We start from the raw sequence: 26,485 nt of genomic DNA, 5'->3' as shown, positions 1-26,485 counted from the left end.
CTATCGGCGGCGCAGGGCGACGATCGCGATGTCGTCGGCCTGTTGCCCGGCTCCGCCGAGCTGGACCATCAGGCGGCGGCAGTACGCGTCCAGGCTCGGCTCGACCGTGCCGGACGCGTGCGCCAGCGCCGCCAGACCGACGTCGATGTCAGCGTCCCGGCGCTCGACCAGGCCGTCGGTGTAGAGCACCAGCGTCCCGCCCGGCGGCAGCACGAACTCGAGGTCGCCGGGGCGGGGCGCGTTGATGCCCAGCAGCGGCCCGTGCGGCTCCAGGAAGCGGGGGCCGTCGCCGGTGTGCATCAGCGGCGGCAGATGACCGGCGCTGGCCATCCGCACCTTCCCCGTCTCGGGTTCGAGCGTGAGCAGGCAGATGGTGGCCGAGTCGGTGGGCAGCACGGTCCGCATGAAGTTGTTGACGAGCCGCAGCACCTCGCCCGGCGGATGACCTTCGACGGCGTACGCGCGGACGGCGTGCCGCACCTCGGCCATGACTGTGGCGGCGTGCAACGAGTGGCCGGCGACGTCACCGATCGCCACCAGCAGCCGGCCGTCGAGCATGGTGATCTCGTAGAAGTCACCGCCCACCTCGGTCTGCGCGGCGGCCGGCTCGTAACGCATGGCCAGTTCGATGCCGGGCACCTCGGGCAGGTGCGACTGCAGCAGGCTGCGCTGCAGGGTGACCGCGATCCGGTGCTCCTCGTCGTAGGTGCGTTGTGCCTCGACCGCCGCCGCCACCGTCTGGGAGAGCTGCCGCAGCACCGGGAAGCCGGGGTTCTGGCTGCTGGCGGGCACGGCCACATAGATCGGCGGACGGTCGTTGCGCAGCCGGGCCGTGGCCACCGCCACCGATTCACCCTCGGGCCAGTCGACTCCGGCCCAGTCGGCGACGTCATCGGTGCGGACCAGCGATCCGGTGGCGACCATCTCGGCCGGCAGAGGCCATTCCCTTACGACCGGAGGTGAACCCGCCGCGGCGATGCCCTCGCCGTCGGCGCCCTCGGCCAGCACCACCACGGGCCCACCGAAGATCTCGAGCGCGCCCGCCGCGGCCGCCTCGAGCAGGGCGGGCAGGGTCGCTGTCGTGTTGATGGCGAGCGTGGCCTCGGCAAGCCGGACCATCCGCGCGGCCAGCGACTCCGCGCGGCGCCGGGCCGAGTAGTAGCGCAGCACGGCGTGGACGGTGGCGATCAGCTCGTCGGGCTCGATCGGCTCCACCAGATAGGCGTCGGCCCCGCGGTTGAGGCCCTGGGTGCGGTCGACGACGTCGACGGCGTGGGCCGACACGTGCACCACGGGCAGGGCCCCGTACGCGGGATCGGTCTTGATCTTCTCGCAGACGTCGAAGCCGCTCATGTCGGGCAGCTTGACGTCGAGGACGACCAGATCGACGCCGGAGCCGGGCAGCACCTCGAGCGCCTCCCGGCCGGTCTCGGCCTGCCGTACCGTGAAACCGGCCCGGGTCAGCCAGCTAACCAGCAGATAGCGCTTGGTCGCGCTGTCATCGACGACGAGGACGGTGGCCGGGTTCGTCATGAGGCCGGCAATCTCAACGTGAAAGTGCTGCCCTCTCCGGGAGTGGAATCGACCCGCAGGGCGCCGCCCAGGATCCCGGCCAGCCTCCGCGCATAGGGAAGACCGAGGCCGGTCCCCTTGCCGCTGAGCGCCCGGCTCCCCGGAACCTGATAGAACTCCTCGAAGACCCGATCGTGCAGCTCGGCCGGGATGCCCGTGCCGGTGTCGCTGACGGTGAACTCGAGGTCGTCACCGACCGTGTGCACGGTCAGTCGCACCTCACCCTCCGCGGTGAACTTGAGCGCGTTGGTGAGCAGGTTGCGCAGCACCCGGGCCAGCAGCACCTCATCGGAACGGATCGACGCCACGGCCGGCTCGTCGATCGTGAAGTCGACCTCGGGCCGGGTCGCCAGCGGCCGCAGCGTGCCCCGCAACTGGCCGAACATCGCCTTGAGGTCGACCCGCTCCCAGTTCGGCTCGACCCGGCCGGCCTCGGCCTTGGCCAGGTCGAGCAGGTCGTTGACCAGGGAGAGCAGATCGCTGGCGGAGCTGCGGATGAGGTCGACCTGGCGGCGCTGCTCGACGGTCAACGGGTCGGAGCCCTCGTCGCCCAGCAGCCGGCTCAGCCCGATGACGGCGGTGACCGGGGCCCGCAGCTCATGGCTGACGTTGGCCAGGAACCGGCTCTTGGCCTCGCTGGCCGCGGCGAGCTGCTCGGACTTCTCGTCCAGCTCGGCATAGAGCGCCACCACGCCGCGATTGGTCTCTTCCAGCTCCTCGGAGAGCTGGTTGTAGAGCGCCATGACGCCGCGGTTGGTCTCCTCGAGCTCCTCGTTGAGCCGGGCCAACTCGTCGCGTTGCGCCCGCACCTCGTCGAGGGCGGCGATGAGCTGCTGATTCTGCACGTTCAGTTCGTCCAGCGGACTTCCCGGGACATGACGGGCCAACCCGGCACGGATTTCCTCCAGCCGTTCCGGGGTCAGCCTTGGCGCAGTCACCGGCAGACGTCGGGCCATCCAGACGACCGTACCGGTTTCACCCTGCCCGACCTCCATCTTGTCCACCAGGCGGCCGACCTGTCCCAGTTCGGCCCGCAGTTGCTCCTCGCCACCGGGCACCGACCGCTCGACCGACACCCACAAGGCGGTTGTTACCCCGTCGGCCCGGACCGTGAACGTCACATCGGCATCGGTGCCCCCGGCCAGGAACACCCGGCTCACCTCGCTCAGGGCGGTCGCCAGCCGGGTCTGGTCCTGCTGCTCCAGGCCGACCTCGCGGGCCACCTCACGGCCCAGCTGGCGCACCAGGAAGACGTCCTGTTCGACCCGCAGACGCAGGCGCAGCAGCGGCGTGGACACGTCGGCCGGGCCGGTCACGGCAACCGCGCCACGAGCACGCCGGCGTCGTCGCGGCGCACCCCCGCGTCGCGCAGCACCGTCGCCGCGATCACCAGCGGCGAACGGACGAGCAGGCCCGGGTAGTCAGCCGGATCCCACCGGTCGACGACACCGTCGGAGTGCATCAGCACGATCGCGTCGCGGGTGATCGGATAGTCGAACTCGCGGATCTGCCGGCGCTGATGGCCGGTGATGCCGGGCAGCGAGACCATGCCTTTGCGGGGCAGACCGGGCGTGAGCACAGTGCCGGCGATGTTGCCGAGCCCGGCGTAGCGGACCAGGCCCGCGCCGGCGTCCAGCTCGGCGACGGCGACGGCGGCACCCCGGGTGTGGCTGATCCGGCGGTGCAGGTGCTCGAGCACGGCCGCGGGCGGTGCGGCCGGGGCGTCGATGAACGCGCGGACCGCCTCGTGCGCGGCGGCCGCGGCCGGCCCGCCATGCCCCAGGCCGTCGCACATCATCACCTGACGACGGCCGTCGGCGTCGCGGACCGCGAAGGCGTCCCCACTGATCGGCTCACCGGTGATGGGCCGGGTGATTCCGGCCGCCCACGGGGTCGTCGGCGGCTCGCCCGGCCACACCTGGACGGCGAGCACGGTGCCTTTGCCGGGCACGGAATGCATGTCGCACCAGGTGGCCTGACGGACGATCGCGCCCAGTCCGATGCCCAGCGTGCCCGCGGTGGAGTGGCCGTCGCCGAACGAGTGGGCCAGGTCGGCCATGCCGGGCCCCCGGTCCAGGGCGATCAGCTCGACGCCGGCCTGCCCGCCGCGGCGCACCGCGCGCACCAGCAGGACGCCCTCGTCGGCGTGCTTGGCCAGGTTGCCGGCGGCCTCGGCGGCCACGATCGAGAGGTCGTTGATCCGGCGCTCGGGCATGCCCAGCTCGACGGCGAGGCGCTCGGCCGACCGGCGGACGGTGGACGCGTTCGGGGCGGCCTCCACCCGGAACCAGGCTCCCCCGTCGAGAAGCCCCTCGGGTAGCGACGCCACCGCGCCTCCGCTCATCGGCACCACTTGGTCACGGTAATGGTCGTACCCTCGCCGACCGCGGTGGCGATGTCGAATTCGTCGACGAGTCGCCGGGCGCCGCTCAGCCCCAGGCCGAGCCCGCCGCCGGTGGTGTAGCCGTCGGTGAGAGCCAGGTCGAGGTCGGCGATGCCCGGGCCCTGGTCGGCGAAGACGATCCGGATGCCCTTGCGCCGGCCGCTGTCGACCGGGGCCACCTCGACCCAGCCGCCCCCGCCGTAGACCAGCGTGTTGCGGGCCAGCTCGCTCGCCGCGGTCACCAGCTTGGTCTGGTCGACCAGAGACAGCTTCACCGCCACCGCGGCCGTACGCACGAGCTGGCGGACCCGGACGACATCCCGATCGGAGGTGACCTCGACCCGCTCGCCCTGGTCGTTCACGGCGTGGGCACCGCAGGCGTCTCGGTGTCCTCCACGCCGTCCTCGTCGTCGTCCTCGCCGTCCGTGGCACGTTCGCGGGCGAGCATCTCCATGCCGAGCTCGACGTTGAGGGCGGTCCGGATGCCGGGCAGCGACAGGCCCAGCTCGACCAGCGTGATCGCGACGGCCGGGCGCATGCCGACCACGACGGTGTCGGCGTCGAGCACCTTGGAGATGGCGGCGATCGTGGCCAGGGTGCGGCCGACGAACGAGTCGACGATGTCGAGCGCGCTGATGTCGATGATCACGCCGTGGCAGCCGGTGGCGACGATCCGGTCGGCCAGGTCCTCCTGCAGCTGCAGGGCGACCTGGTCCTCCATGTCGATCTGGATCGAGACGAGGAGGATGTCACCGATCTTGAGGATCGGCACGCGCTCCACGTCAGCGCCCCTTCTTGCCGGTCTGCGCCAGCACGTAGCGCAGGGCGTCGGCCAGCGAGGCCTTGGTCGCGATGTCGCCGAACTCGATGCCCAGCGCGACGATGGTCTGCGCGATCTGCGGGCGGATGCCCGAGATGATGCAGTCGGCGCCCATCAGCCGGGCGGCCACCACGGTCTTGAGGATGTGCTGCGCGACCTGGGTGTCGACGGCCGGCACACCGGTGATGTCGATGATCGCGTACGGGGATCCGGTGTCGACCAGGGTCTGCAGCAGCCGCTCCATGACCACCTGGGCCCGGGCCGAGTCGAGCGTGCCGACCAGCGGGACGGCGACGACGCCCTCCCAGAGCTTCACCACCGGGGTGGAGAGCTCGAGCAACTGCTCGGCCTGGTCGGCGATCAGCTCCTCGCGGACGCGCACGTAGCTGTCGAAGGTGAAGAGCGCCGCGTCGTCCACGAACGAGGAGAAGGCGACATAGTCCCGCAGGGTGGTGGCGTCGTTGCGGCCGCTGCTGTCGAGGGTGGCCAGCACGGCCTCCTTGAACGCGAACACGCTGACCGCGGTCTCGGTGGCGCTGAACCCCTGCCGGGCCCGGCTCGCGGAGAGCTCGGACAGCTGGGCGCGCAGCTCGGCGGCGGCGGCGTCACTGATCCCCTGAGCTGTGCCGGCCAACGCCTGCTGGAAGCCGCGCCGCAGCTCGGAGGTCTGCCGCTGCAGCTCGGCGTGGCTCAACCGTCCCCGCAACGAAGTGGTCACCCGGTCGGTCCAGGCCGACACCAGGGCATCCTGGTTCTCCTCGAGCAGAGCGGCGAAGCGGGCCGCCTCATCCGCGTTCAGCGTCACCGCTGCCTCCCTCAGTACTGCCTGACCTGCTCCTACAACGGGCGGGACTTTACCATCGCGGGCTCCGGTACTTGCTGTCAGCCAAATAACGGGTTGGGGTTCCCCGTTCTGCACGGAGCACACGTGTTGGAGTACCGTTCTGCTCATAACTGGAGGTCCTGAATGTCTCTGACGGTACAAACGGAACAGCGCGCCGACATGGTCGTCGTGTCGGTCGCGGGTGAGCTCGACATGGCCACGGCGCCCCAGCTTCAGGACCAGATCAGCGACCTGCTGGAGAAGGGGCGCACCCGTCTGGTCTTCGACCTGGCCGAGGTGTCGTTCTGCGACTCCACCGGGCTGTCGGTCTTCGTCCGAGCCAAGAACAGCACCGACGATGCCGGCGGCACGGTCCGCCTGGCCGCCCCGCAACGGGGCGTGCTGCGCATCCTCGAGGTCAGCGGTCTGGTCGAGGTGCTGCGCACCTACCCCACGGTCGACGAGGCGGTCAGCGCCCAGGAGCCGGCGCTCGACTGACCACGCCCTCTCCGACTCTTTCGACCTCGTCCCGATCGGCGTAGTTTGTCGCCGACCGGTCGTGGGAACCTGCGGCCGAAACGATCACTCGGTGCGCAGGAGAGCTTCGTGAACAAGATGTTCCAAGGCTTCAAAGACTTCATCATGCGCGGCAACGTCGTCGACCTCGCGGTCGGTGTCGTCATAGGTGCCGCGTTCACGGGAGTCGTGACGGGCTTCACGAACGGCTTCATCAAGCCGCTGATCCAGCTCATGGGTGGCGGCAAGGGCCTGGAGAAGGGCACCTTCAAGATCAATGGCGTGCCGTTCGACTGGGCCACGTTCATCAACTCGCTGATCACCTTCCTGATCACCGCCGCGGTGCTCTACTTCTTCGTCGTCCTGCCGCTGAACATCCTGGCCGAGCGCCGCCGCCGCGGTGAGGAGCCGCCGCCGAAGGCCCCCGCCGAAGACATCGTGCTGCTCACCCAGATCCGTGACGCCCTGGTGGCCCAGTCGTCGCCGACCCGCGGTTACGGCGACACTCCGGGGCGTCACCAGCAGGAACCCCCGCGCTGACTTTCCCCAAAAAGATCATCCCCGCTCGGCGCTGCTCGAACAGATGTTCGATACGCTGCCGGGATGGAACAGCGTAAGCACTGGTGGAACGGCAAGTGGGGCCGCGTCGCCCGCAAGGACGTCTACTTGCGGGTGAGCGGCGACCAGTGGTACGTGGAGCAGCGCGCGGGTGGCGCCGAGGGTGTCTCCCACTTCTTCGAGTACGACAGTGAGGAGGCGGCCCTCGACACGGTCCGCGCGTTGCTCGCCGCCCCCGGCGACTGGCGCGAGCTTTCCGTCCGGCCGCCGTCCCGCTAAGCCGCCTCTGCCGCTGCCCGCCGCCCGCCGTTGCCCGCCGCCGCCCGACGCTCAGCCGCCCGGGCCCGGCGCTCAGGCCGCCGCCCGGGCCCAACACTCGGACACGGCGCTCAGGCCGCCCGGCGCTCCTCGTGCTCGGCGGTCATCGGGCCCCGCGACACGAGCCGCAGCCCCGGCCGCACCGGCTCGGCGATCTGCTCGTCGTCGGCGGTGAAGCTGGCCCGCCAGGCGCCGCCGCCCACCCGGGCCCCCGGCGGGGTGCTCACGAACCCGCCCGGGATCCGCGACAGCGCGACGATCAGCAGGTATCCCAGGATCACGAACCCGTGGCTGATCAGCCGGGCCGCGTCGACCCGGGCCGCGGTGAGATCGTTGACCGAGAGCAGCAGGAGCATCCCGACGAAGGCCGTGAGCATCGGGACCAGCCCCGAGGGCCGGGTCCGCCGGAGCGCGATGAACAGGTAGCCGGCACCCACGGCGACGTTCCAGGCCGCCGACTCGTGCCAGAGGTGCCCCGGCGTGGCGTCGAGCCCGGTGTGCACGTGGGCGCCCACGACCCCGCCGCCGATCTGGTCGAGCCCGAGGATCAGCTGCACGGCCCCCACCGCGGCCAGCATCACGAGCAGCACGGTGGCGACCGGAAAACGCCGCAGCACCCCCCGGAGACCCGCCGGCGCGACCAGCCCGCCCCAGCGCCGCGGCCCGGTGACCGCCGCGGAGCTGTCACCCGCGGGACCGGAATCGCCGGCCGCGGACGGGACCACGGCGAGGCCGCCGGCCGATCCGGGCAGCGCGGCGAGGATCGACGCCGTCAGGTCGGGCGGAGCGGCCATGCTCATGCTGGTCAGCCGGTTGACCGACGTGGCCCCATCCAGCCATTCCCGGCATCCGGCGCACCCCGCCAGATGCGCGTCGACCGCGGGCCGCCCAGCCGGATCGTCTTCGCCGTCCAGCTGGGCCGAAAGCATCTCGCGCCACCGCTCACAAGCCATGAATACATAGTCGCGCGGACCGGCCCCAGAGTTCCCACCCGGCCGGACGGGAAAAAGGTCAGATCAGGCCGGGCGGGCCCTGCCCGATGGGCCAGGGTGAAGTCAGATCAGGCTGGGCGGGCCCTGCACGGTGGGCCGGGGCGGCAGGGCGCCGCTCCCGCCCATCAGACGGCGACGCTCACGGAAGGCCCGCAGGTTGGCCGTGTTGCCGCACGTGCTCACGTCGTGCCAGACGCCGCTGTTGTTGCGGGACGTGTCGAAGAACGCGGCCCGGCACTCGAAGTTGTTGCAGAGCTTGAGCCGGGGCCAGATGCCACCCTGCTGGGCCAGCAGGGCCTCGGCCCACAGCGCCGACGCCAGCCAGCGGGTCCCCCGCCCGGTGGGGACGATGCGGACCCAGCCGTCGGTGTCGGGGACCAGGCTCACCGGCACGTCGGCCGGCGGGAGCGCGCCCTCGGGACCGGAGTTGACGGTCGTGAGCAGCACGTTCTCGAAGGTGTTGCGCAGGCGTCGCAGCGAGCGCAGGTCGGACGACGAGATCAGCAGCGTCGGCGCCGGCAGGCCGGAGACCCGGGACCACGTGGCCAGCGCCTCGGTCAGCCATCGCTGGGCGTCATCGGCACTGAGCAGCAGGTCGGTGCCGTAGGACATGGGCGCGCGGGTGTTCAGCAGCTCCTGAAGAAGCGCCAGACCGGCGGGCGCCTCCCGTACGCCGTGCCGCGCACTGGCCATCCATGACATAGCCGAAGCGTACTTGATTCTTTTTCACGACCGCTCCCACCTCGGCTTTGGTTCCCCTTAAGAGATCGGATTTCCAACGTTGGGGGGTGGCCCACTTATGCCGATTCGCCACACTGCTGACGGTCACTTCGAGGTAAGTAACAAAAATTTCGCAGTAATGATCATCTCAACGGGCGGGAGCGGCGCCCGCCGGCAGCGGGCGCCCCACCTGGTCAGCCGTCGATCCGGGTGATGTTGCGGATCTTGTTGGCGGCGTCGAGAGCCGCCACCTTGTACGCCTCGGACAGGGTCGGATAGTTGAAGACCGTGTCGACCAGGTAGTCGACCGTGCCTCCGCAGCCCATCACGGCCTGCCCGATGTGGACGATCTCGGTGGCGCCCGTGCCGAAGACGTGCACACCGAGCAACTTTCCGGTGTCGGGGGCGACCAGGAGCTTGAGCATTCCGTACGAGTCACCGACGATCTGCCCGCGCGCCAGCTCGCGGTAGCGCGCGATGCCCACCTCGAACGGTGTCGCCGAGTCGGTCAGCTCGTCCTCGGTCTTCCCGACGAAGCTGATCTCGGGGATCGTGTAGATGCCGATCGGCTGGAGCTGGTGCATCTCGCGGGCCGGTTCGCCGCAGGCGTGGTGGGCGGCGAGGCGTCCCTGTTCCATCGAGGTCGAGGCCAGCGCCGGGAAACCGATCACGTCGCCCACGGCGTAGATGTTGTCGACCGCCGTACGGTAATTGTTGTCGACCTCGATGCGGCCACGCCGGTCGGCCTGGAGTCCGGCCGCTTCGAGGGCCAGGTCGTCGGTCTGGCCCTGCCGGCCGGCCGAATACATGACCGTGTCGGCGACGATTTTCTTTCCGCTCTTGAGAATGCACAGCGCGGCGGTCTGGTGACGCTCGACGGCGGCCACTTCCTCGCCGAAACGGAACGTGACGCTCAGGTCGCGCAGGTGGTATTTCAGCGATTCGATGATTTCGTCGTCGCAGAAGTCGAGCATCTGATCGCGCCGCTCGACCACGGTCACCTTGGTGCCGAGCGCGGCGAACATCGACGCGTACTCCATGCCGATGACCCCGGCCCCGACCACGACCATGCTGCGCGGCACGGACTGCAGGTTGATCACGCCGTCGGAGTCGACGATCGTCCGGTCGTCGAAGTCGACGCTGTCGGGCCGCGCGGGCCGGGTGCCGGCCGCAATGATGATCTTTTCGGCGCTGACCTTGCTCTCGCGGCCGCTGCCGCCGTCGACCCAGATCGAGTTGGCGTCGGCGAACCGGCCGGTGCCGGTGATCATGGTGACCTTGTTGCGGGCCAGCTGGTTGCGGATCACGTCCGTCTGGCGGCTGATCACGTGCTGCGTGCGGGCCGCGAGGTCACTCACCGTGATCTCGTCCTTGACGCGGTAGCTGCTGCCGTACAGATCACGCTGGCTGAGGCCGGTGAGATAGAGGACGGCTTCACGGAGCGTTTTCGAGGGCACGGTGCCGGTGTTGATGCACACGCCGCCGATCATGTCCCGCCGGTCGACTATGCCGACCCGTCGTCCGAGCTTGGAGGCAGCAATCGCGGCCTTCTGACCGCTGGGTCCGGAGCCCAGCACCAACAGGTCGTAGTCATACACATTGCTTAGCGTTGCAGTGCGAGGCCGTCCGGTCCACCGAGTCCGATTCTTTTTTCATGGTCTATTTACCTCCCGCCACACAGACCCCTTCCCTCGTACGCCGGGGCGCCGGCACCGCGGCGACCGGCGCGAACGCGGGAGGCCAGGCCGTCCGGTAGAGCTCGGCGCAGAGCACCACGCTCATCCACGGCACCCACGGGCCGCTCAGCGTCAGCGGTTCGGCCCGCCCGCGCACCTCGAGGGCGACCGACCACGGCATGGCGCCGGGCCGGATGGCCGTGATCGCCCAGAGCGGGATCTCCTCGCCGACGATCAGGCGCAGGTTGGTCACGACCGCGATCCGGCGCTCGCCGCCGTTGACGGTCACGGGAAGCCACCCGTACTGCTTCTCGGCCGCCCGCAACGGGATGGTCGGCGCCACCGCCGCCGGTCGCCCGCCGCGCCGGACGAGCGCGGTCAGCATGGTCATGGAACGAAAGCCCGCCGTCATCTGCTCGGCGTCGTACTCGGTCACCGGACCCCCTCTTCCCCCGGGACGCTTTCTGCGGCCCGACCGGAATGGTGACCCCGCGACGGCGTGGCGACCAGGGGCGACATGCCTTCAGAGCCCGATTTGCCTGTTCATCCGGAGCCCTTCTGCCGATACCGGCTAATCCTTGAGGGTCCAGACTGAGGGTGTGGGTGACGACCTGATCGCCGAGGCGGCGGCACTGACCGCGGCCGGCGACCACGGGTCGGCCCTCGGCGTCTACACCCGCGTCCTCGCCTCGGCCGCCCGGAATCCGGCGCGGCCGCCCTGGGAGGTGGCCGCCGCCCACATGCACTGGGTCGAGTCGGCCCGCTTCGCCGGCGTGCCGCTGCGCTCGCTGTTCCCGGTGCTCGACGCGGCCGAGCGCTACCTCGATTCGATCGGCCGCCCCGAGTGGCGCGGCGGCCTGCTGATCCAGCGCGCGGCCACCCACCGCGAGCTGGCCGAGTGGGACGAGGCGGTCGCCGCCGCCGAGGAGGCGCTGGCGGCCTATGTGCCCGGCGCCCCCGGCGCCACGCTCACGACCATCCGTTACCGGCTGGGCGACATCCTCGTCGGCGCCGGTCGCCACTACGACGCCGTGCCGCACTTCCGGGCGGTCCTCGACGACCCGGGCGCGGGGGCCACCGGTCGCTACCGGGCCCGTGTCGGCCTGTCCCGGTGTGCCCTGAGCCGCTGGCATCCGCACGACGCCGTCCGGCACGCCACCGCGGCCGTACGCGAGGCCGAGCCCCTGGGCGACGAGGCGCTCCGCCTCCCCCTGGACGCCCTGGTCGCGGCCCAGCGGGCCACACGCGACACCGAGGCCGCCACCGCTACCGCCGCCCGCCTGCTCGACGCCGCCCGCCGCCTCGGTTCCGCATACGCCATCTTCTTCGCCCTGCGGGCCGCCACCGACGTGGCCCTCGACCGCGGCGACCCCCGGGCCGCCCGTGACCTGCTCACCGAACTGGAGCAGGAGGCCACCGCCCTGGACGAGGCCAACGGCCACCGGCGGCGCTCGGCCGAGGCCGGCAAACGGGCCCGCCGCCTGGCCCGCCTGACCGCCGCGTCCACTTGAGCCGGTCGGCCGAATCGCGCCATACGGCGTTTCCACCGATACCCCCCACCAGGGCATTTCCGATATCCTTGTCGTCCGGGCACTATCGGCGCTGCGGAAAGAGAAGCTGTGTCGGACTTGGGTATCTCCCGCAGTCACCTCATCGAGGTTCTTCTACGCGTGCCGGGTCTCGAGAGCCGGCTGACCCGCGACAGCCGCGTCGCCGAGCTCAGCGAGGCGCTGACTCGTGATCTCATGTTCGCCCGGTCCGACGACGCCGCCGAAGATCTCGCCGCGCTGCTCGACGAACTGCTCGACGCCCCGGCCGACCTGCGTGCGTTCGGCGACATCATCGTCGCGCGGCACCGCGGTGACGCGGCGCAGCGGTTCGCCGAGCTCACCGTCGTACGCCCGCGTTCCTCCCGCCGCCACGTCTACCGTCCCGAGGAGCGGATCAACGGCGACATCCCGATCCGCAACCGCAACTTCACCGGCCGCATCGAGCTGCTCGAACGCCTGAGCCGCGCCCTCGAACAAGACTCGACGACCTCGGTGCTGCCGCCCGCGCTCAACGGCATGGGCGGCGTCGGCAAGACCCAGCTGGTCAACGAATACGTGCATCGCCACCTCGACCAGTACGACCTGATCTGGTGGATCCCGGCCGAGCAGATCTCGACCGTGCTGTCCTCGCTGACCCAGCTCGCCCAGCGCCTCGACCTGCCGCTCGCCGACGACCAGCAGGAGACCGCCCGCACGGTGCTCAACTGGCTGGCCGGCAGCGACCGCGAATGGCTGCTGGTCTACGACAACGCCGACGATCCGGCCCGCCTCACTCCCCTGCTGCCGTCGACCGGCGGCCACGTCATCGTGACCACCCGCAACGAGGAGTGGAGCACGATCGGCATCGCGATCGAGGTCGACGTCTTCCAGCGCAAGGAGAGCATCGAGCTGCTCACCAAGCGGGCCACCGACGACGCGGGCCATTCGATGATCACCGATGTCGAGGCCGACGAGCTGGCCGACAAGCTCGGCGACCTGCCGCTGGCGCTCGAGCAGGCCGCGGCGTGGTACCTCGCGACCCTCATGCCGATCCGGGAGTACATCGACCTGCTCGACGACCGCATCGAGCTGCTCAACGAGGGCAAGCCGCCGGGCTATCCGCTGACCGTGGCCGCGTTCGTGGCGGTCGCCATGGAAAAGCTGCGCGGCCTCGACGAGACGCTGGCCGAGCTGTTCGCGATGTTCGCGTTCCTGGGCGGCGACGGCATCCGCCAGTCGTTGCTGCGCCGTGGCAGCAGCGCCGCGTTGTCCGCCCCGCTGAGCCGGGCCCTGCAAGACTCCATGCGCACCAGTCAGATGGTCCGCGAGCTGCGCCGCTACGGCCTGGCCAAGACCGTGAGCCGCTCCCCGTCGGCGACCACGCCGGCCAGCGCCGACAAGTCACCCCGTCTGCAGGTGCACCGCCTGGTCCAGCGCGTGCTCCGCGACACCCTCGACCCCGCCGAGCGCGACCAGGCCCTCCGCAACGTGCAGAACCTTCTGGCCGTCGCGAACCCCGGCGACCCCGACGAGATCGGCGAGCTCGACCTGCAGAGCGAGATGGGCCCGCACCTGCGTCCCGCCGACATGATCCACTCCGGTACGCCGCAGGGCCGCCAGACGGTCCTCGACCACGCCCGGTTCCTCTACATCACCGGCGACTTCGACAGCAGCCGGCAGCTGGCCGCCGACGCCTCCGAGGGCTGGGCCGCCGAGGACCCGGCCGATCCCCACCTCGGGCCGGACGGCCAGTCCACTCTGCTGGCCCGGGCCCAGGTCGCGAACGCCACCCGGCAGCTGGGCGACAGCCAGCTGGCCGCCGACATCATCCGGGACACCTACGAGAGGTTCGTGCGCAACCCGAATCTGGGCCCCCGCAACGCCTTCACGCTGATCACCGGCAACCAGCTCGGCCACGTCATGCGCATCGACGGCCAATACCGCGACGCGCTGGAGTTCGACCAGCAGAGTGCCCGCCTGCACAAGGACGTCTTCGGCGACGACGAGGTCTACACCCTCCGCGTGCGCAGCAACGTCGCCGTCGACCAGCGGCTGATGGGCGAGTTCGACGCCGCGCGGGCCCTCGACGAGGAGGTCGCCTCGCACTACGCGGGCAGTGGCCGCGACGTCGAGGCCTTCCGGATGAACATCAACGTGGCCCGCAACTACTACGGCCTCGGCCAGTACAAAAAGGCCCTGCAGCGGCTCGAGGAGTGGCTGCCGCTGCAGAAGACACTGATCCGCGACACCCACCCGCTCGCCCTCATGGCCCAGCGGACCCACGCGATCACCCTGCGCAAGCTGGGCCGGCTCGACGACGCCGTCCAGGTGATGCGGGAGGCGCACGAACGCACCGTCCGCACCCTGAACGAGGTGCACGAGCACTCCGTGGTGGCCGCGATGAGCCTGGCCAACGCCTACCGCCAGGCCGGGCAGCTCGAGCCGGCGGCCAAGCTGATGCAGAAGGTGCTCGACCGCTACCGCACCGACTTCGGCCACGAACACCCGCTGACCCTGGCGGCCGAGGTCAACCAGGCCGTCCTGCTGCGGGCCCAGGGTGAGGTCGGCGCCGCGACCGGGATCGACGAGACGGCCTATGCGCGTCTGCGGGACAAGCTGGGCCCCGGCCACGCCTACACGATCTGCGCGGGCACCTCGCTGGCCACCGACTACGCGGCCACCGGTCGTACGGAGGAAGCTCTTGCCCTCTCGAAACGCGTGGTCGAGCTCAGCCAGGCGGCCGGCGACCACCCCTACGTGCTGATGCGGATCGTCAATCTCGCCCACGACCTGCGAGCCACCGGCGAGCCGGAGCGGGCCTCCGAGGTGTTCGACGACGCGCATCGTCGTCTGCGGGAACTGCTGGGCGCCGAGCATCCCGAGGTTCTGCTGGTCGCGGCGGGCCGGCGTCTGGAAGGCGACATCGAGCCGCCGCCGACCTGACCGCGGTTACGCCCGGTTGTGCTCCCGCCAGGCGTCGTAGATGTGGGCCAGCGTCGCCTTCGCTGCCGTGTCGGCCTCGGCCGGAACAGACTCGGCCAGCAACCGGTCGGCGGTCCGGCGCAACCCCGCCACGAAGTCCTCGCCGTCGCGGGTCAGCGCACCCGACTCCTCGATGGCGGTCAGGCCCCGGTCGACCTGCAGCCGGGCCTCGGCGAAACGGGCCGTGGCGACCGCGACCGGCCCCTGCAGCGCCCGCCACGTGTCGGCGACGCCGACGAAGGCGTAGACGCCCTGCAGGAGGCCGGCCAGCGGCCGCGGGTCGGTGCGCCAGGGCGCGAAGTAGCGGCCCTCGTCGGCCGGGTCGGTGAGCCGGGTCAGGTCGAGCAGGGCGCTCAGCTTGGAGTGCTGGAACTCGTGGACCAGCGTCACCGCGAAGTCGTGCGGGGTGGGCGGCAGGGTCAGGCCGAACACCCCGAAGGCGTGCCGGAGCGTGGCGCTGCGGGCGGCGCGGGGATCCGTCTGAGCCAGCGGCACCAGCGTCTCGAGACCGGCCGCGATCTCCGCTGCCCGCTCCGGCAGGTTGCCGGTGAGCAGCGCCCACGCCTCGGCGAACATCTGCCTCCACTGCTCCACCTCGGCCGCGGAGAGCCGGGTGGCGGGCGGGACGTGATAGCCGTGCCGGTAGGGGTGCAGGTCGTCCAGGCCGAGGTCGATCCCGGGGGCGGCCATCCGGCGGACCGGCAGCCAGCCCGGCACCTCGTCCGACGGGTCGGCCGGCACCTCCAGCCCCCCGCGGCCGGTGGTGGCCAGCAGCCGCCCGTTCGACGAGGTCACCGTCACGGTCGGGGCGTCACCGGCCTCGACCGCGCCCAGCCCGGGCAGCACCGCCCCGCTCTCGTGGACCGGCACCTGAACGGAACCGTCCACCCCGGCCGCGGCCGCGGCTACGACGGCGATGGCGGCCAGGTGGTCACGGTCGGCCTCGGCCAGCACGTCCTGGGTCACCGCGCGGCCCGCGATCGCGCTCCAGCCGCCCACCAGCGGAGCGCCGACGACCGTCCGGAAGCGGGCCGGCGCCACCGCCCGTGACCGTTCCAGCAGCTCGCGCAGCGCCGCCCCGCCGTCGGGGAACTGTTCGAGGACGAGCCGGATCAGCAGCAGGTGCTTGCTGACCTGGGCCTCCCGCAGGTCATGGATCGCCTGGGGGCCGCCCAGACCGGTCGCGAGCTGCTCGAACGTGGCGCGGCGGAGCTGGTGAACGTCGATCATGGCTGACTCCCGGTTCGCGAGAAGAGGTCGGCGCGGATGCGGTCGTAGACGTGGCGGACGAACACCCGCAGGTCGGCGCAGTAGACCGAGGGAGCGCGGAACCCGGCGCCGGCGCGATAACGGTGGACGTAGTGGCCGCCACCGCAGAAGGCCATGGCGGGGCACGCCCGGCATTCGTCGCTCAGCGCCAGCGGGCCGATCTGCCGGGCCACGATGCCGGGGTCGTCGAGCGCGGCGTCGAAGGAGTCCGTCCGGACGTTCAGCCCGGTCGCGCACGCGCCCGGATAGGCGCTCTTCAACGCGTCGACCTGCTCGATCGCGCCGTCCGACTCGACCACCAGCACACCCGAGGGGCTCAGGCCGATCTGCTCGCTGCGGCTCGCGCCCCCGAGCACCAGGTTGATCGTGTCGTCGAAGAGCCGGATCCGGGTCGGTGACCGGTCGGCGTACCACCGGTCGAAGAAGGCGATCAGCCAGCCGGCGTGCGCCCGGGACGGCGGGTTGTCCCAGTTCGCGTGCGGGAGCAGCAGGTCGACGGCCGGCGGCTCGAAGCTCATCAGCTGCTCGTAGCAGGCGATCGGATCGGTCTCGGCGGCGACGGTGCAGAGCAGGCCCGCGTACGCCCTCCGGTTGCCCGGCCGACGCAGCAGTTCGAGGGCACGTTCGACCGCGGTGAAGCTGCCCCGCCCGTTGGGCATGCGCCGGTGCCGGTCGTGATCGGCCCGGGTCCCGTCGACGCTGACCCCGACCGCGACGCCCAGCCGCACCAGCGTCGCCACCGTGGCCTCGGTGAGCAGGACGCCGTTGGTCTGCATCCCGAACTCGACCTGACAGCCGGCCGGGAAGACCTCACGCGCCGCGGTGACGAGCCCGGCGATGCGGTCGGCGCCGTAGAGCAGCGGCTCACCGCCGTGCAGCACGATCCGTACGCGGTCGAGCCGGTGCCGCCGCGCGTGGGCGGCGAACCGGTCCAGCGCCGCGTCGCGCACCTCGTCCGGCATCGTGCGGGGCCGCTCGCGCCAGCTCTGGTCGGCGTGCTCGTAGACGTAGCAGTAGTCGCAGGCGAGATTGCACCGCTGATGGATCTTGAGAACCAGTTCCCGGAACGGGACGGGTTCGTGCCCGCCGGCCCGCAGCGCGGCGATGTCGAGTTCGGCGTACGGCCAGGGCGCCGCTCTCCGGTGCGCCGCCCGGACATCGTCGGCGACGGGCATCAGCTGTCGGAGACGAACGAACCGAACGAGCTGATCACCCCGTCGCGGTCGTGCAGGCTGCGCAGCACGCGGCCCAGGGCACGTTCGATGATCTCGTTATCCTCCCCGACCGCGCGATCGAGAGGGACCCTCGAAAGGTCGACGAGGGGTGCCCATGGCTCGCCGTCCGGTGCTTCCGGAGCAGATTCGACCTTCAACTTTTACCTCCCCGCCCGGGCAGTGGAGGGAACCTGCCGGAGATGGACACAGGAGTTCATCTAATCGCGTCGGCGTGACCGTTATTCCCGCTTTCCACGCCACCTGACAAGACTTGACAAAACTTGCCTCGGACGGGGTTTAAGCAGACGGAACCTCGACATCCAGCAGAACTCTGACCCCGCCGGCCACCTGGCTCACCAGCGTATGACCGGCCCCGAAACGCCGCCGCAGCACCGCCAGAATGTGGTCGAGGCTCGGCGCCGGCCCGTCGCCCTCGTCGCGCACCGCCCGGTCGGCCGCGAAACCGGCGGCGGCCAGCAGGGTGTCGAGGTGGTCGGGCCCGAAAACCTTCCAGGCCAGGGTGTAGGCCCGGCTCGACCACGACCGGGCCTCGGCCGGATCGGTCATCGCCGTCGCGGCGGCCCGGTTCACCGCGGCCACGACAGTGAACGGATGCTGCTCGCCGAGCTGCCCGGTCAGCGCGTCGTACGCCTCGTCGAGCACCGTCACGGCCTCAGCCGCCCGGCCCTGGGCCAGAAGGACGGCGGCCGTGTTGACCCGGGCCACGGACACGAGCGGATTCCGCTCGCCCATGGCCGCCGCGTAGCCCTCGGCCGCCTGACGGCAGTAGTGCAGCGCGGTCTCGTGCTGGCCCAGCGCCCGCAGAGCGTTGCCGTAACTCATGCCGACCGCCAGCGTCAGCTCGCGCCGCGGCCCCTCCTGGTGCAGGCAGGCCTGATAGCAGGCGCCGAGCTGGTCGACAGCCGGGGCGAGGCGGCCCAGGCGGCGGAAGGCGACGGCCGTCATGCGGCGTGCCCGCACCAGCTCCCGTCCCCGCTCCCCCGTGGTCAGGGGAGCCAGCAGGTTGCCCACCTCCTCGTGGCGGCCCAGCCCGTAGAGGTCCTCGGCCAGCGCGTTCGTCAGCCGCAGGCGGTGGCGGTCGTCGCCGGCGCGGTCGGCCGGCAGCGCGTCGAGGTCTTCCCGGTCATCCGCCTCGGCCTCCTCGAACAAGCCGAGGAACCGCCGGCTGACCGACAGGTTGTAGCGGCTGGCCAGGCGTCGCTGGTCGTCCGCGCCGAAGGCGTTCACGTGCCGGGCGTGGGTCGACCGGTCGAGCTCGTACGCCTCCCGGTAGCGCCCCGCGATGCGAAGGTCGTGCCCGCGGCTCCGAGCCAGATCGAGCGTGATCACGTGGCCGGGCAGATGGGACGGGTCGTCCTCGATCAGCTCCATGGACTCGCCGGTCAACCGCTCGGCCTCGGCGTACCGGCCGTCGGCCCGCAGCGCGTTGGCCAGGTCCCGCCGGATCTGCAGCACCAGCTCGTCCGTGGGGGCCAGCTGGTCCTGGTCCCGCAGGGCGGCCATGACGTCGTTGCCCAGCCGCTGCGCGGCGCCGAGATCGCCGGAACGGAACAGGAAGCGGATCTGGTGGTGCAGGGTCCGATAGACCGGTCGCCGGAAGAACCGGATCAGGTCGGCCGGCCGCACGTGCGGCGCGATCGCGGCGTGCCGGTCCGCCGTCGCCGGTTCCTCGGGGTGGGCCGGATCGGCCAGGGTGAGGATGTCGGCGACGTCGCGCCGGTTGATCTCGCCCCACGCCGTGCGCACCCGTTCCCGCAGCACGAGGCGGACGATCGCCGGCATCTCGATCCATTCGCCGTCGGCCGGTCCGCGGGCCAGGCCGATGCGGGTGAGCGCCTGCAGCTGACCGCGGAGCACGGCCACGTCGCCCAGGGCGGACCGGGCGTTGGCCGAGAGCTCGCCGCGCACGCCCGCCCGGAGCATCCACAGCGGAACCCGGCTCGGCCCGAACCCGAGCAGCAGGGTGAGCAGGGGAAGAAGCTCGGGTTCGGCGGAGAGCAGGCCCCGCACGATCGACTGCATCTCGGCGGCCACCCCGGACGACTCGGCCCCGGGCCCGGTCAGCATGTGCTCGACCGGATCGGCCAGGCGGCCGGCCAGGTCTTCCCAGGTCGCGGCGCCCTCCTCGCGCAGCCGGGCGACCTCGGCCAGGCCCAGCGGCGACCGGCCGGCCACGGAACTGACCCGCACGATCTGTTCGGGTGTCAGCTGCGCGTCCTGCTTGCGCAACAGCTGGGCGGCCTCGGCCTCGTCGAGGTCGGGCACCTCGAACCGGTCGTGCCGGCTCTCCTGGGCCCAGGTGGCGTTGCGGGTGGTCACGACGACGGTGCCGCCCCGCATGCGGATCAGTCTCTGGATGTCACCGCTGATCACCCCGTCGAAGACCAGCAGGTAGGGCCCCGACCGGGCGAGCAGGGCGAAGAGCTCCTCCAACGCCTGCTGGCCGTCGACGGCGACCAGACCGAGGTCACGCGCGAGCCGGAACAGGGATTCCAGGGCCAGCTCGACGTTGTCGGCCCGCACCCACCACGTGATCGCGTAGTCGCCCGCGTGCTGCCGGACGTATTCCGCGGCGAGCTGCGTCTTCCCGGATCCGATCGGGCCGAAGAGGACGAGGGGCGTCTCGGGCGAGCGCCGCAACCGGGCCTCGATCTCGTCGAGAACGTGTTCCCGGCCGGTGAAGAAGGGGGAACGGGCCGGCAGTTCGCCGTGCACCCGGAACGCGACCGTCGCCGACGGTGCGGGCAGGGCCGGCCGAACGGTGGAGGTGGGCAGCGAGAATGGCACGTCCGCGGGTTCCGGCGCGCTGGCCGAAATCCAGAGGGTATTAAAATCGCGAAGCAGTTGGTGAACGTCGGCCCAATGTTCCGACATGTCGTTGAGCGCCACGATGATCGATTTGAGGCGGGCCCAGCTCGGCACCGTCTTTCCGCGGAGAACGGAATTGATCGTCTCGTGCGAAACCGGATCGAGGTCGGCCCACTCGTTCTCGTTTCGCGGGCCGGCGCGCTTCACAAGGTCGATGCGCTTGCTGATGATCCGCGTCGCGGGCTTTCCGGCATGGTTGTAGAGATCGTGCAGTGGCTCCAGGAGATCGCGGCGAGGGCCCGCCGGCACCTCCGGGCCTGGCAAAGCGATGGGCACCCCGCACGCTCCGAGCCGCGTCGCAGATCCACGATGTCAGACCACTAAGGATTCCATGAGGTCACCGCCCGAACAACTGACCATGGGTGCGGGTCGAGAAACGACAGATCCTGTCAAGCCGTGTGTGACCCGGCCGGAAGTGTTGTCAGGGCCCGTTGGCGGCTGGTCAAGCAATCCCGATCGGAGCCGTTTCTCGGAAATCCTCGAGGGAGCGATGTTGCCCGGCCTCGCCAAGGAGAACCCTCGTGCTCGATTACCTCGATCCCACCGTACTCGGAATCGCTCTGGTCATCTGGCCCGCCACCCGTTCGCTCATCGTCATGGGCGCGGCGGCCATCACCGTGTATTCGCGGGACGAACGCCGGCGGAGGGCCGCGGAGCGTGTGCTCCGGGCCCTCGGCGGTTCCGGCGAACCCGGCGAGAGCTGACCCGTCAGGCCGCGGCCGCCAGCAGGGTGGTGCGGCTGGTCGCGTCGGCCGACTCGTCGTCCGGCTGCTGCTGGGCGGCCCGGGCGGCGGCCACCCGCGCGGTGTAGGCGGCGATCTCGTGCGCCACGTCGGCCTCGGTCCAGCCGAGCGCCGGGGCGAGCAGCGGCGCGGCGGTGCGGGCGGCGGCCACTCCGCGGTCGGGGGTTTCGATCGAGATCCGCGTACGCCGGGAAAGCACGTCCTCGAGGTGCCGGGCGCCCTCGTGAGTGGCCGCATAGACCAGCTCGGCCCGCAGATAGTCGGGCGCCCCCGCGACCGGCTCGCCCAGGTCCGGGTCGCCGGCGATCAGCGCCAGCAGCTCGCCGGTCAGGGTGCCGTAGCGGCGCAGCAGGTGCTCGACCTGCGCCACCTGCAGACCGGCCTGGCGGGCCAGGGTCGCGCGCCGGTTCCACAGGGCCTGGTATCCGGTGGCCCCGAGCAGCGGAACCTGGTCGGTGCACGAGGGCGGCACCGGCGTTGCGAGGTCACGGACGGCCGCGTCCACGGCGTCCTTGGCCATCACCCGGTAGGTGGTGTATTTGCCGCCCGCCACCACGACCAGCCCCGGCACCGGGGTGCCGACCGCGTGCTCGCGGGAGAGCTTGGCCGTCGTCGAGGCGGCGGCCGACAGCAACGGGCGCAGACCGGCATAGACGCCCTGCACGTCGTCGCGGGTCAGCGGTGTCGCCAGGGCCTTGTTGACCTCGTCGAGCAGATAGTCGACGTCGCGTCCGGAGGCGGCCGGGTCGTCCTTGTCCAGGGTCCAGGCGGTGTCGGTGGTCCCGATGATCCAGTGCCGGTCCCACGGGATGACGAACAGGACACTCGTCACGGTGCGCAGGATCATGCCGGTGCCGCCCGAGATGCGGTCGCGCGGCACCACCAGGTGGATGCCCTTGCTCGCGGTCACCCGGAACTGGTCCTCGGCGCCCAGGCCGGCCAGCAGCGCCTGGCTGTCGCCGGTCCACACCCCGGTCGCGTTGATCACCACCTTGGCCCGCACCTCGAACTCGCGGCCCGTCTCGAGATCGCGGGCCCGCACGCCGGCGACCCGGCCGTCCTCACGCCGGAAACCGATCACCTCGGTGCGGCTGGCCACCTGAGCCCCGTACGCAACCGCCGTGCGCACCAGGAACATGGTGTGGCGCGCGTCGTCGACCTGGGCGTCGTAGTAGCGGATGGCGCCGACCAGCGAGTCGGGACGCAGCGACGGGAACGCCCGCAACGCCTCGGTCTTGCTGAGGTGGCGGTGCCGCGGCAACCCCGCACCCCAGCCCGAGAGCGCGAGCGTGTCATAGAGGGCGACACCGGCTCCGGCATACAGCCTCTCCCACGCGCGATGCCGCAGCGGATAGAGGAAAGGCACCGGCCGTACGAGGTGCGGAGCGAGCCGCTGGATGAGCAGTCCCCGCTCCCGCAGCGCCTCACGGACCAGCGAGAAGTCGAGCATCTCGAGGTAGCGCAGCCCGCCGTGGATCAGCTTGCTGGAACGGCTGGACGTGCCGCTGGCGAAGTCGCGGGCCTCGAGCAGCCCGACCGAGAGCCCCCGGGTGGCCGCGTCGAGGGCCGAGCCCGCGCCCACCACACCGGCCCCGATGACCAGCACGTCGAGTTCGTCGCCGCTCGACAGGGCGGCCAGCGCGCCGGCGCGCGTCTGAGGCGAGATCAGTCCGGTTTGCATGAGGGTCCCCATCTCACGAGATCCAGTCGAGGGTTCGGTCGATGGCGGCTCGCCATCGGGTGACGCCGTCCGCGCGGCGCTCGGCGGTCCAGCCCGGCTGCCAGCGCCGGTCCTGGTGCCAGTTGGCGCGCAGGTCGTCCAGGGAGGTCCAGAAGCCGACGGCCAGGCCCGCGGCGTAGGCGGCCCCGAGCGCGGTGGTCTCGGCGACCGCGGGCCGGCTGACCGGCACGCCGAGGATGTCGGCCTGGAGTTGCATGCAGAGCGCGTTGGCCGTGACGCCGCCGTCGACGCGCAGGCTCTCCAGCGTGGTGCCGCTGTCCTGCGCCATCGCCTCGACGACGTCGCGGGTCTGATAGCAGATGGCCTCGAGCGCGGCCCGGGTGATGTGCGCAGCGGTGTGGAAGCGGGACAGTCCGACGATCGCGCCGCGTGCGTCGGGCCGCCAGTAGGGCGCGAACAGACCCGAGAAGGCCGGTACGAAGGAGACGCCCGCGGTGTCCTCGACCTGCCCGGCCAGCGTCTCGCTGTCGGAGGCCGAGTCGAGCACGCCGAGCTGGTCGCGCAGCCACTGCACGGCCGCGCCGGCCGCCGCGATCGAGCCTTCCAGGGCATAGACGGGTTTCTGCTCGCCGAACCGGTAGGCCACCGTGGTGATCAGCCCGTGGTTCGACCGCACGGGTTCGGTGCCGGTGTTCATCAGCAGAAAACCGCCGGTCCCGTACGTGCATTTGGCGTCACCGGGCGCAAAACACGTCTGCCCGAACAGCGCGGCCTGCTGGTCGCCGATGGCCGCGGCGATCGGCACCCCCGGGAACGCCTCGCCATAGATCTCGCCCGACGAGCGGATCTCCGGGAGCATCACCCGCGGGATGACGAAGTGCCGCAGCAACTCGTCGTCCCAGTCGAGGGTCTCGAGGTTCATCAGCATCGTGCGGCTGGCATTGGTCACGTCGGTCAGGTGCCGGCCGCCGGTCAGGTTCCAGATCAGCCAGCTGTCGACCGTGCCGAACCGGATCTCGCCCCGCTCGGCGCGGGCCCGCAGGCCGTCGACGTTGTCGAGCAGCCACCGCACCTTGGTCGCCGAGAAGTAGGTGGCCGGGGTCAGGCCGGTCCGCGAACGGATCAGGGCGGCGTCGAGGTCGCGCACCAGATGCTCGGTGCGGGTGTCCTGCCAGACGATCGCCGGGGCCACCGGCCGGCCCGAGTCCTTGTCCCAGAGCACGACGGTCTCGCGCTGGTTGGTGATGCCGATGGCGGCCAGGTCGGACGGGCCGAGCCCGGCGCCGCCGAGCGCCACGTCGATCGTCTTGAGGGTGTTCTCCCAGATCTCGGTGGCGTCGTGCTCGACCCAGCCCGCGGCCGGGAAGATCTGCCGGTGCTCGAGCTGGTGCCGGGCGATCTCGGCGCCGGAGCGGTCGAAGATCATGAAGCGGGTGCTGGTCGTGCCCTGGTCGATCGCGCCGACGTACATGGTTCCCTCCCCGGGCCGTCCTGTGCTCGAAACTAGGAAGCAACACCGGCGTCGACAACGGTCAGCGTGCGACAATGTCGCACGTGCCGGGCCTGATCCAGTCCATCGAGCGGTCGTCGGCCGTGCTCCGGCTGCTGGCCGCGGGCCGGCTGCGGGTCAAGGAGATCGCCGACGCGCTCGACCTGCCCAAATCGACCGCCCACAGCATCCTGCGCACGCTGGAACACATCGGCTTCGTCGAGCAGGACACGCAGAGCGCCCGCTACCGGCTCGGCCGCGGCCTGCTGGAGCTGGGCGACGGCGGCCTCGACCTCAACGAACTGCGCGGGCGGGCGCTCAACTGGGCCGACGCACTGGCCGCCCGCAGCGGCGAAGAGGTGCGCATCGGCGCCCTGCGCGACGACCGGGTCGTGGTGGTGCACCACGTCTTCCGGCCGGACGACTCGATGCAGTCGCTCGACACCGGCCGCCTGCTGCCCCCGCACGCGACGGCACTGGGTCACGTGCTGCTGGCGTACAACGCCCCGGCAGTCGAGGTCGCGGTGCGAGCGGGCCTGGAGGCGTACACGCGAAGGACCTTGACCTCGCCCCGTGATCTGGCGCGGGCGCTCGGCGAGACCCGGAACCGGGGTTGGAGCCTGTCGGTCGAGGAGTGGGAGGCCGGACGGGGCGGGATAGCGGCGCCGGTGCGCAGCTTCGGAGGACTGGTGGTCGGCGCAATCGGCATCTCGGGGCCGGTCGAACGGCTCTGCGACACACGGCGGCAGGCGCGACCGGCGCTGGTCGACCACGTCACCGCGACCGCCCGCGCCGTCACCCGCGACCTGTCCGGGCCACGCGCGTGACCGAGCGTTACGTCCTGGCCATCGACCAGGGAACCACGTCGACCCGGTGCATCCTCTTCGACCGGCGCGCGACCGTGGTGGCGGTGGCACGCGGCGAGCACCCGCAGTCGTATCCGCGGCCCGGCTGGGTCGAGCACGACGCGGCCCGCATCTGGCGGGACGTGCAGCGGCTGATCCCGCGGGCGCTGCGCGAGGCCGGGATCGGGTTGTCGCAGGTGGCGGCGATCGGCATCGCCAACCAGCGCGAGACCGTCGTGCTCTGGGACCGGGCCTCGGGCACGCCGGTGGCGCCGGCCATCGTCTGGCAGGACACCCGGACGGCGTCGATGCTCGACTCCCTGGACGGCGAGTTGATCCGCGCCCGTACGGGCCTCCCGCCGGCCACCTATTTCTCCGCCACGAAGGTGAAGTGGCTGCTCGACCGCTCACCCGATCTGCGGGCGCGCGCCGAGCGGGGCGAGGTGCTGTTCGGGACCATGGACAGCTGGCTGATCTGGAACCTGACCGGCGGCCGGCACCTGACCGACGTGACCAACGCCGGCCGCACGATGCTGATGGACCTGACGACCCTGTCCTGGGATCCGGAACTGCTCGACATGTTCGGCATCCCGCCGGCGATGCTGCCCGAGATCCGGTCGTCGTCCGAGATCTACGGCGAGGCGTTCCCCGGGGTGCCGATCGCCGCGGCCATCGGCGACCAGCAGGCCGCGCTGTTCGGGCAGACGTGTTTTGCGCCCGGTGACGCCAAATGCACGTACGGGACCGGCGGTTTTCTGCTGATGAACACCGGACCCACACCGGTGCGCTCGAACCATGGCCTGATCACCACGGTCGGTTACCGGATCGGGGCGGGTGAGGTCGCGTACGCGCTGGAGGGGTCGATCGCCATCGCGGGCTCGCTGGTGCAGTGGGTACGCGACGGGCTCGGCCTGATCGGCACCGCCTCCGAGATCGAGACGTTGGCGGGCACGGTCAGCGACAACGGCGGGTGTTACATCGTGCCGGCGTTCTCGGGACTGTTCGCGCCGTACTGGGAGAGCGAGGCCCGTGGGGTGATCGTCGGCCTCACGTCGTACATCACCAAGGGTCATCTCGCCCGGGCGGTGCTCGAGGCCACCGGGTGGCAGACGCGCGACGTGGTCGACGCCATGAACGCCGACTCCGGACTCGCGCTGACCGCCCTGAACGTCGACGGCGGGATGACCGCCGACAACCTGCTGATGCAGACCGTGGCCGACTTCCTCGACGTGCCGGTGGTGCGTCCGATGGTCGCCGAGACGGTGTCGGTCGGGGCCGCCTACGCCGCCGGGCTGGCCGTCGGTTACTGGTCCGACCTGCGCGACCTGCGGCAGAACCGCCATTCCGCCGGCCGGTGGAAGCCCGCCATGGACGCATCCCGGCGCGCTTCCGAATACGCGAACTGGAAGAGGGCCGTCGAAAGCGCCGTCTTTTTCAGCCGCCGACCCTGACTGTTCTTCGTCCGG

At 71.2% G+C, this 26,485-nt stretch carries 24 protein-coding genes; 8 read left to right on the top strand and 16 right to left on the bottom strand.

The genetic code is table 11. The features are described from left to right. The 6 genes from JIG36_RS20350 to JIG36_RS20325 are packed head-to-tail and all read right to left on the bottom strand — an operon-like array spanning window position 1 to window position 5,580. Window positions 1–1,533 carry a SpoIIE family protein phosphatase gene (locus tag JIG36_RS20350; RefSeq protein WP_203377935.1) on the bottom strand — a complete coding sequence of 511 codons (1,533 nt, stop codon included), beginning with the start codon at window positions 1,531–1,533 and terminating at the stop codon, window positions 1–3. Next, window positions 1,530–2,888: an ATP-binding protein gene (locus tag JIG36_RS20345; protein WP_307872813.1), complete on the bottom strand. Its 1,359-nt coding sequence runs from the start codon at window positions 2,886–2,888 to the stop codon at window positions 1,530–1,532. Before JIG36_RS20345 ends, JIG36_RS20350 begins: the two co-directional genes overlap by 4 nt. Beyond that, window positions 2,885–3,916: an ATP-binding SpoIIE family protein phosphatase gene (locus JIG36_RS20340; RefSeq protein WP_203378245.1), complete on the bottom strand. Its 1,032-nt coding sequence runs from the start codon at window positions 3,914–3,916 to the stop codon at window positions 2,885–2,887. Before JIG36_RS20340 ends, JIG36_RS20345 begins: the two co-directional genes overlap by 4 nt. After that, window positions 3,913–4,317: an ATP-binding protein gene (locus tag JIG36_RS20335; RefSeq protein ID WP_203377934.1), complete on the bottom strand. Its 405-nt coding sequence runs from the start codon at window positions 4,315–4,317 to the stop codon at window positions 3,913–3,915. Before JIG36_RS20335 ends, JIG36_RS20340 begins: the two co-directional genes overlap by 4 nt. Beyond that, a complete protein-coding gene (locus JIG36_RS20330; protein ID WP_203377933.1) occupies window positions 4,314–4,736 on the bottom strand; it encodes an STAS domain-containing protein in 423 nt (140 codons plus the stop codon). Before JIG36_RS20330 ends, JIG36_RS20335 begins: the two co-directional genes overlap by 4 nt. A 1-nt stretch (window position 4,737) precedes the next feature. Further along, on the bottom strand, window positions 4,738–5,580 hold the full coding sequence (locus JIG36_RS20325; RefSeq protein WP_203377932.1) for an STAS domain-containing protein: 843 nt from the start codon (window positions 5,578–5,580) through the stop codon (window positions 4,738–4,740). A gap of 162 nt (window positions 5,581–5,742) precedes the next feature. On the opposite strand from JIG36_RS20325, the gene JIG36_RS20320 reads away from it, so the two are divergent. From JIG36_RS20320 to JIG36_RS20310, 3 genes are all read left to right on the top strand, one after another. After that, a complete protein-coding gene (locus JIG36_RS20320; protein ID WP_202997596.1) occupies window positions 5,743–6,096 on the top strand; it encodes an STAS domain-containing protein in 354 nt (117 codons plus the stop codon). A gap of 117 nt (window positions 6,097–6,213) precedes the next feature. Next, a complete protein-coding gene (mscL, locus tag JIG36_RS20315; protein ID WP_203378244.1) occupies window positions 6,214–6,654 on the top strand; it encodes a large conductance mechanosensitive channel protein MscL in 441 nt (146 codons plus the stop codon). Between the two features lie 63 nt (window positions 6,655–6,717). After that, window positions 6,718–6,951 (top strand): hypothetical protein, encoded by a 234-nt coding sequence (locus tag JIG36_RS20310; RefSeq protein ID WP_203377931.1) that lies wholly within the window; start codon window positions 6,718–6,720, stop codon window positions 6,949–6,951. Window positions 6,952–7,061: 110 nt separating this feature from the next. On the opposite strand, the gene JIG36_RS20305 is transcribed toward JIG36_RS20310, so the two are convergent. The 4 genes from JIG36_RS20305 to JIG36_RS20290 form a co-directional block, all read right to left on the bottom strand. Beyond that, window positions 7,062–7,943: a zf-HC2 domain-containing protein gene (locus tag JIG36_RS20305; protein WP_203377930.1), complete on the bottom strand. Its 882-nt coding sequence runs from the start codon at window positions 7,941–7,943 to the stop codon at window positions 7,062–7,064. 102 nt (window positions 7,944–8,045) lie between these two features. Then, the gene (locus JIG36_RS20300; protein ID WP_236047826.1) at window positions 8,046–8,684 is read right to left on the bottom strand and encodes a CGNR zinc finger domain-containing protein; all 639 of its coding nucleotides are present in this window, start codon (window positions 8,682–8,684) and stop codon (window positions 8,046–8,048) included. 212 nt (window positions 8,685–8,896) lie between these two features. Next, window positions 8,897–10,300, bottom strand: coding sequence for a Si-specific NAD(P)(+) transhydrogenase (gene sthA, locus JIG36_RS20295; RefSeq protein WP_203377929.1), 1,404 nt, complete (start codon window positions 10,298–10,300; stop codon window positions 8,897–8,899). A gap of 61 nt (window positions 10,301–10,361) precedes the next feature. Continuing rightward, entirely contained in the window at window positions 10,362–10,814 is a 453-nt protein-coding gene (locus JIG36_RS20290; protein WP_203377928.1) for a hypothetical protein, read from the bottom strand. Between the two features lie 163 nt (window positions 10,815–10,977). On the opposite strand from JIG36_RS20290, the gene JIG36_RS20285 reads away from it, so the two are divergent. Both JIG36_RS20285 and fxsT (JIG36_RS20280) read left to right on the top strand, forming a co-directional pair. Then, complete coding sequence (locus JIG36_RS20285; RefSeq protein ID WP_203377927.1) at window positions 10,978–11,889, top strand: hypothetical protein; 912 nt, start codon at window positions 10,978–10,980, stop codon at window positions 11,887–11,889. Window positions 11,890–11,997: 108 nt separating this feature from the next. Next, complete coding sequence (gene fxsT / locus JIG36_RS20280) at window positions 11,998–14,850, top strand: FxSxx-COOH system tetratricopeptide repeat protein (RefSeq protein WP_203377926.1); 2,853 nt, start codon at window positions 11,998–12,000, stop codon at window positions 14,848–14,850. 6 nt (window positions 14,851–14,856) lie between these two features. On the opposite strand, the gene JIG36_RS20275 is transcribed toward fxsT (JIG36_RS20280), so the two are convergent. The 4 genes from JIG36_RS20275 to fxsT (JIG36_RS20260) form a co-directional block, all read right to left on the bottom strand. Next, entirely contained in the window at window positions 14,857–16,119 is a 1,263-nt protein-coding gene (locus JIG36_RS20275; protein WP_203377925.1) for an HEXXH motif domain-containing protein, read from the bottom strand. Further along, window positions 16,116–17,333 carry an FxsB family cyclophane-forming radical SAM/SPASM peptide maturase gene (locus JIG36_RS20270; RefSeq protein ID WP_203377924.1) on the bottom strand — a complete coding sequence of 406 codons (1,218 nt, stop codon included), beginning with the start codon at window positions 17,331–17,333 and terminating at the stop codon, window positions 16,116–16,118. The genes JIG36_RS20275 and JIG36_RS20270 overlap by 4 nt, the downstream gene beginning before the upstream one ends. Then, window positions 17,333–17,530, bottom strand: a complete 198-nt coding sequence (locus tag JIG36_RS20265; RefSeq protein WP_203377923.1) for a hypothetical protein — start codon at window positions 17,528–17,530, stop codon at window positions 17,333–17,335. The genes JIG36_RS20270 and JIG36_RS20265 overlap by 1 nt, the downstream gene beginning before the upstream one ends. Before the next feature lie 139 nt (window positions 17,531–17,669). After that, window positions 17,670–20,180, bottom strand: coding sequence for an FxSxx-COOH system tetratricopeptide repeat protein (gene fxsT, locus JIG36_RS20260; protein WP_203377922.1), 2,511 nt, complete (start codon window positions 20,178–20,180; stop codon window positions 17,670–17,672). Between the two features lie 602 nt (window positions 20,181–20,782). On the opposite strand from fxsT (JIG36_RS20260), the gene JIG36_RS20255 reads away from it, so the two are divergent. After that, a complete protein-coding gene (locus tag JIG36_RS20255) occupies window positions 20,783–20,965 on the top strand; it encodes a hypothetical protein (protein WP_203377921.1) in 183 nt (60 codons plus the stop codon). Between the two features lie 4 nt (window positions 20,966–20,969). Here the strand turns inward: JIG36_RS20255 and JIG36_RS20250 are convergent, their stop codons facing one another. Together JIG36_RS20250 and glpK (JIG36_RS20245) are read right to left on the bottom strand one after the other, a co-directional pair. Beyond that, the gene (locus JIG36_RS20250) at window positions 20,970–22,685 is read right to left on the bottom strand and encodes a glycerol-3-phosphate dehydrogenase/oxidase (RefSeq protein WP_203377920.1); all 1,716 of its coding nucleotides are present in this window, start codon (window positions 22,683–22,685) and stop codon (window positions 20,970–20,972) included. Between the two features lie 13 nt (window positions 22,686–22,698). Beyond that, window positions 22,699–24,156: a glycerol kinase GlpK gene (gene glpK, locus JIG36_RS20245; protein ID WP_203377919.1), complete on the bottom strand. Its 1,458-nt coding sequence runs from the start codon at window positions 24,154–24,156 to the stop codon at window positions 22,699–22,701. Between the two features lie 83 nt (window positions 24,157–24,239). On the opposite strand from glpK (JIG36_RS20245), the gene JIG36_RS20240 reads away from it, so the two are divergent. Further along, complete coding sequence (locus tag JIG36_RS20240) at window positions 24,240–25,001, top strand: IclR family transcriptional regulator (RefSeq protein WP_203378242.1); 762 nt, start codon at window positions 24,240–24,242, stop codon at window positions 24,999–25,001. Then, a complete protein-coding gene (glpK, locus tag JIG36_RS20235; protein WP_203377918.1) occupies window positions 24,998–26,470 on the top strand; it encodes a glycerol kinase GlpK in 1,473 nt (490 codons plus the stop codon). The genes JIG36_RS20240 and glpK (JIG36_RS20235) overlap by 4 nt, the downstream gene beginning before the upstream one ends. The last annotated feature ends 15 nt before the right edge of the window (window positions 26,471–26,485 follow it).

It is taken from the genome of Paractinoplanes ovalisporus, assembly GCF_016834655.1.
GTDB lineage: Bacteria > Actinomycetota > Actinomycetes > Mycobacteriales > Micromonosporaceae > Actinoplanes > Actinoplanes ovalisporus.
This window is presented reverse-complemented; position numbering and strand designations above follow the sequence as displayed.

Bases quoted from the DNA above. Each gene is read 5' to 3' on its own strand.
- JIG36_RS20320 (WP_202997596.1), top strand. From the start codon at position 5,743: ATGTCTCTGACGGTACAAACGGAACAGCGCGCCGACATGGTCGTCGTG.
- JIG36_RS20340 (WP_203378245.1), bottom strand. From the start codon at position 3,916: ATGAGCGGAGGCGCGGTGGCGTCGCTACCCGAGGGGCTTCTCGACGGG.
- JIG36_RS20305 (WP_203377930.1), bottom strand. From the start codon at position 7,943: ATGGCTTGTGAGCGGTGGCGCGAGATGCTTTCGGCCCAGCTGGACGGC.
- JIG36_RS20270 (WP_203377924.1), bottom strand. From the start codon at position 17,333: ATGCCCGTCGCCGACGATGTCCGGGCGGCGCACCGGAGAGCGGCGCCC.
- glpK (WP_203377919.1), bottom strand. From the start codon at position 24,156: ATGTACGTCGGCGCGATCGACCAGGGCACGACCAGCACCCGCTTCATG.
- JIG36_RS20300 (WP_236047826.1), bottom strand. From the start codon at position 8,684: ATGTCATGGATGGCCAGTGCGCGGCACGGCGTACGGGAGGCGCCCGCC.
- mscL (WP_203378244.1), top strand. From the start codon at position 6,214: ATGTTCCAAGGCTTCAAAGACTTCATCATGCGCGGCAACGTCGTCGAC.
- JIG36_RS20275 (WP_203377925.1), bottom strand. From the start codon at position 16,119: ATGATCGACGTTCACCAGCTCCGCCGCGCCACGTTCGAGCAGCTCGCG.
- JIG36_RS20250 (WP_203377920.1), bottom strand. From the start codon at position 22,685: ATGCAAACCGGACTGATCTCGCCTCAGACGCGCGCCGGCGCGCTGGCC.
- JIG36_RS20350 (WP_203377935.1), bottom strand. From the start codon at position 1,533: ATGACGAACCCGGCCACCGTCCTCGTCGTCGATGACAGCGCGACCAAG.
- JIG36_RS20310 (WP_203377931.1), top strand. From the start codon at position 6,718: ATGGAACAGCGTAAGCACTGGTGGAACGGCAAGTGGGGCCGCGTCGCC.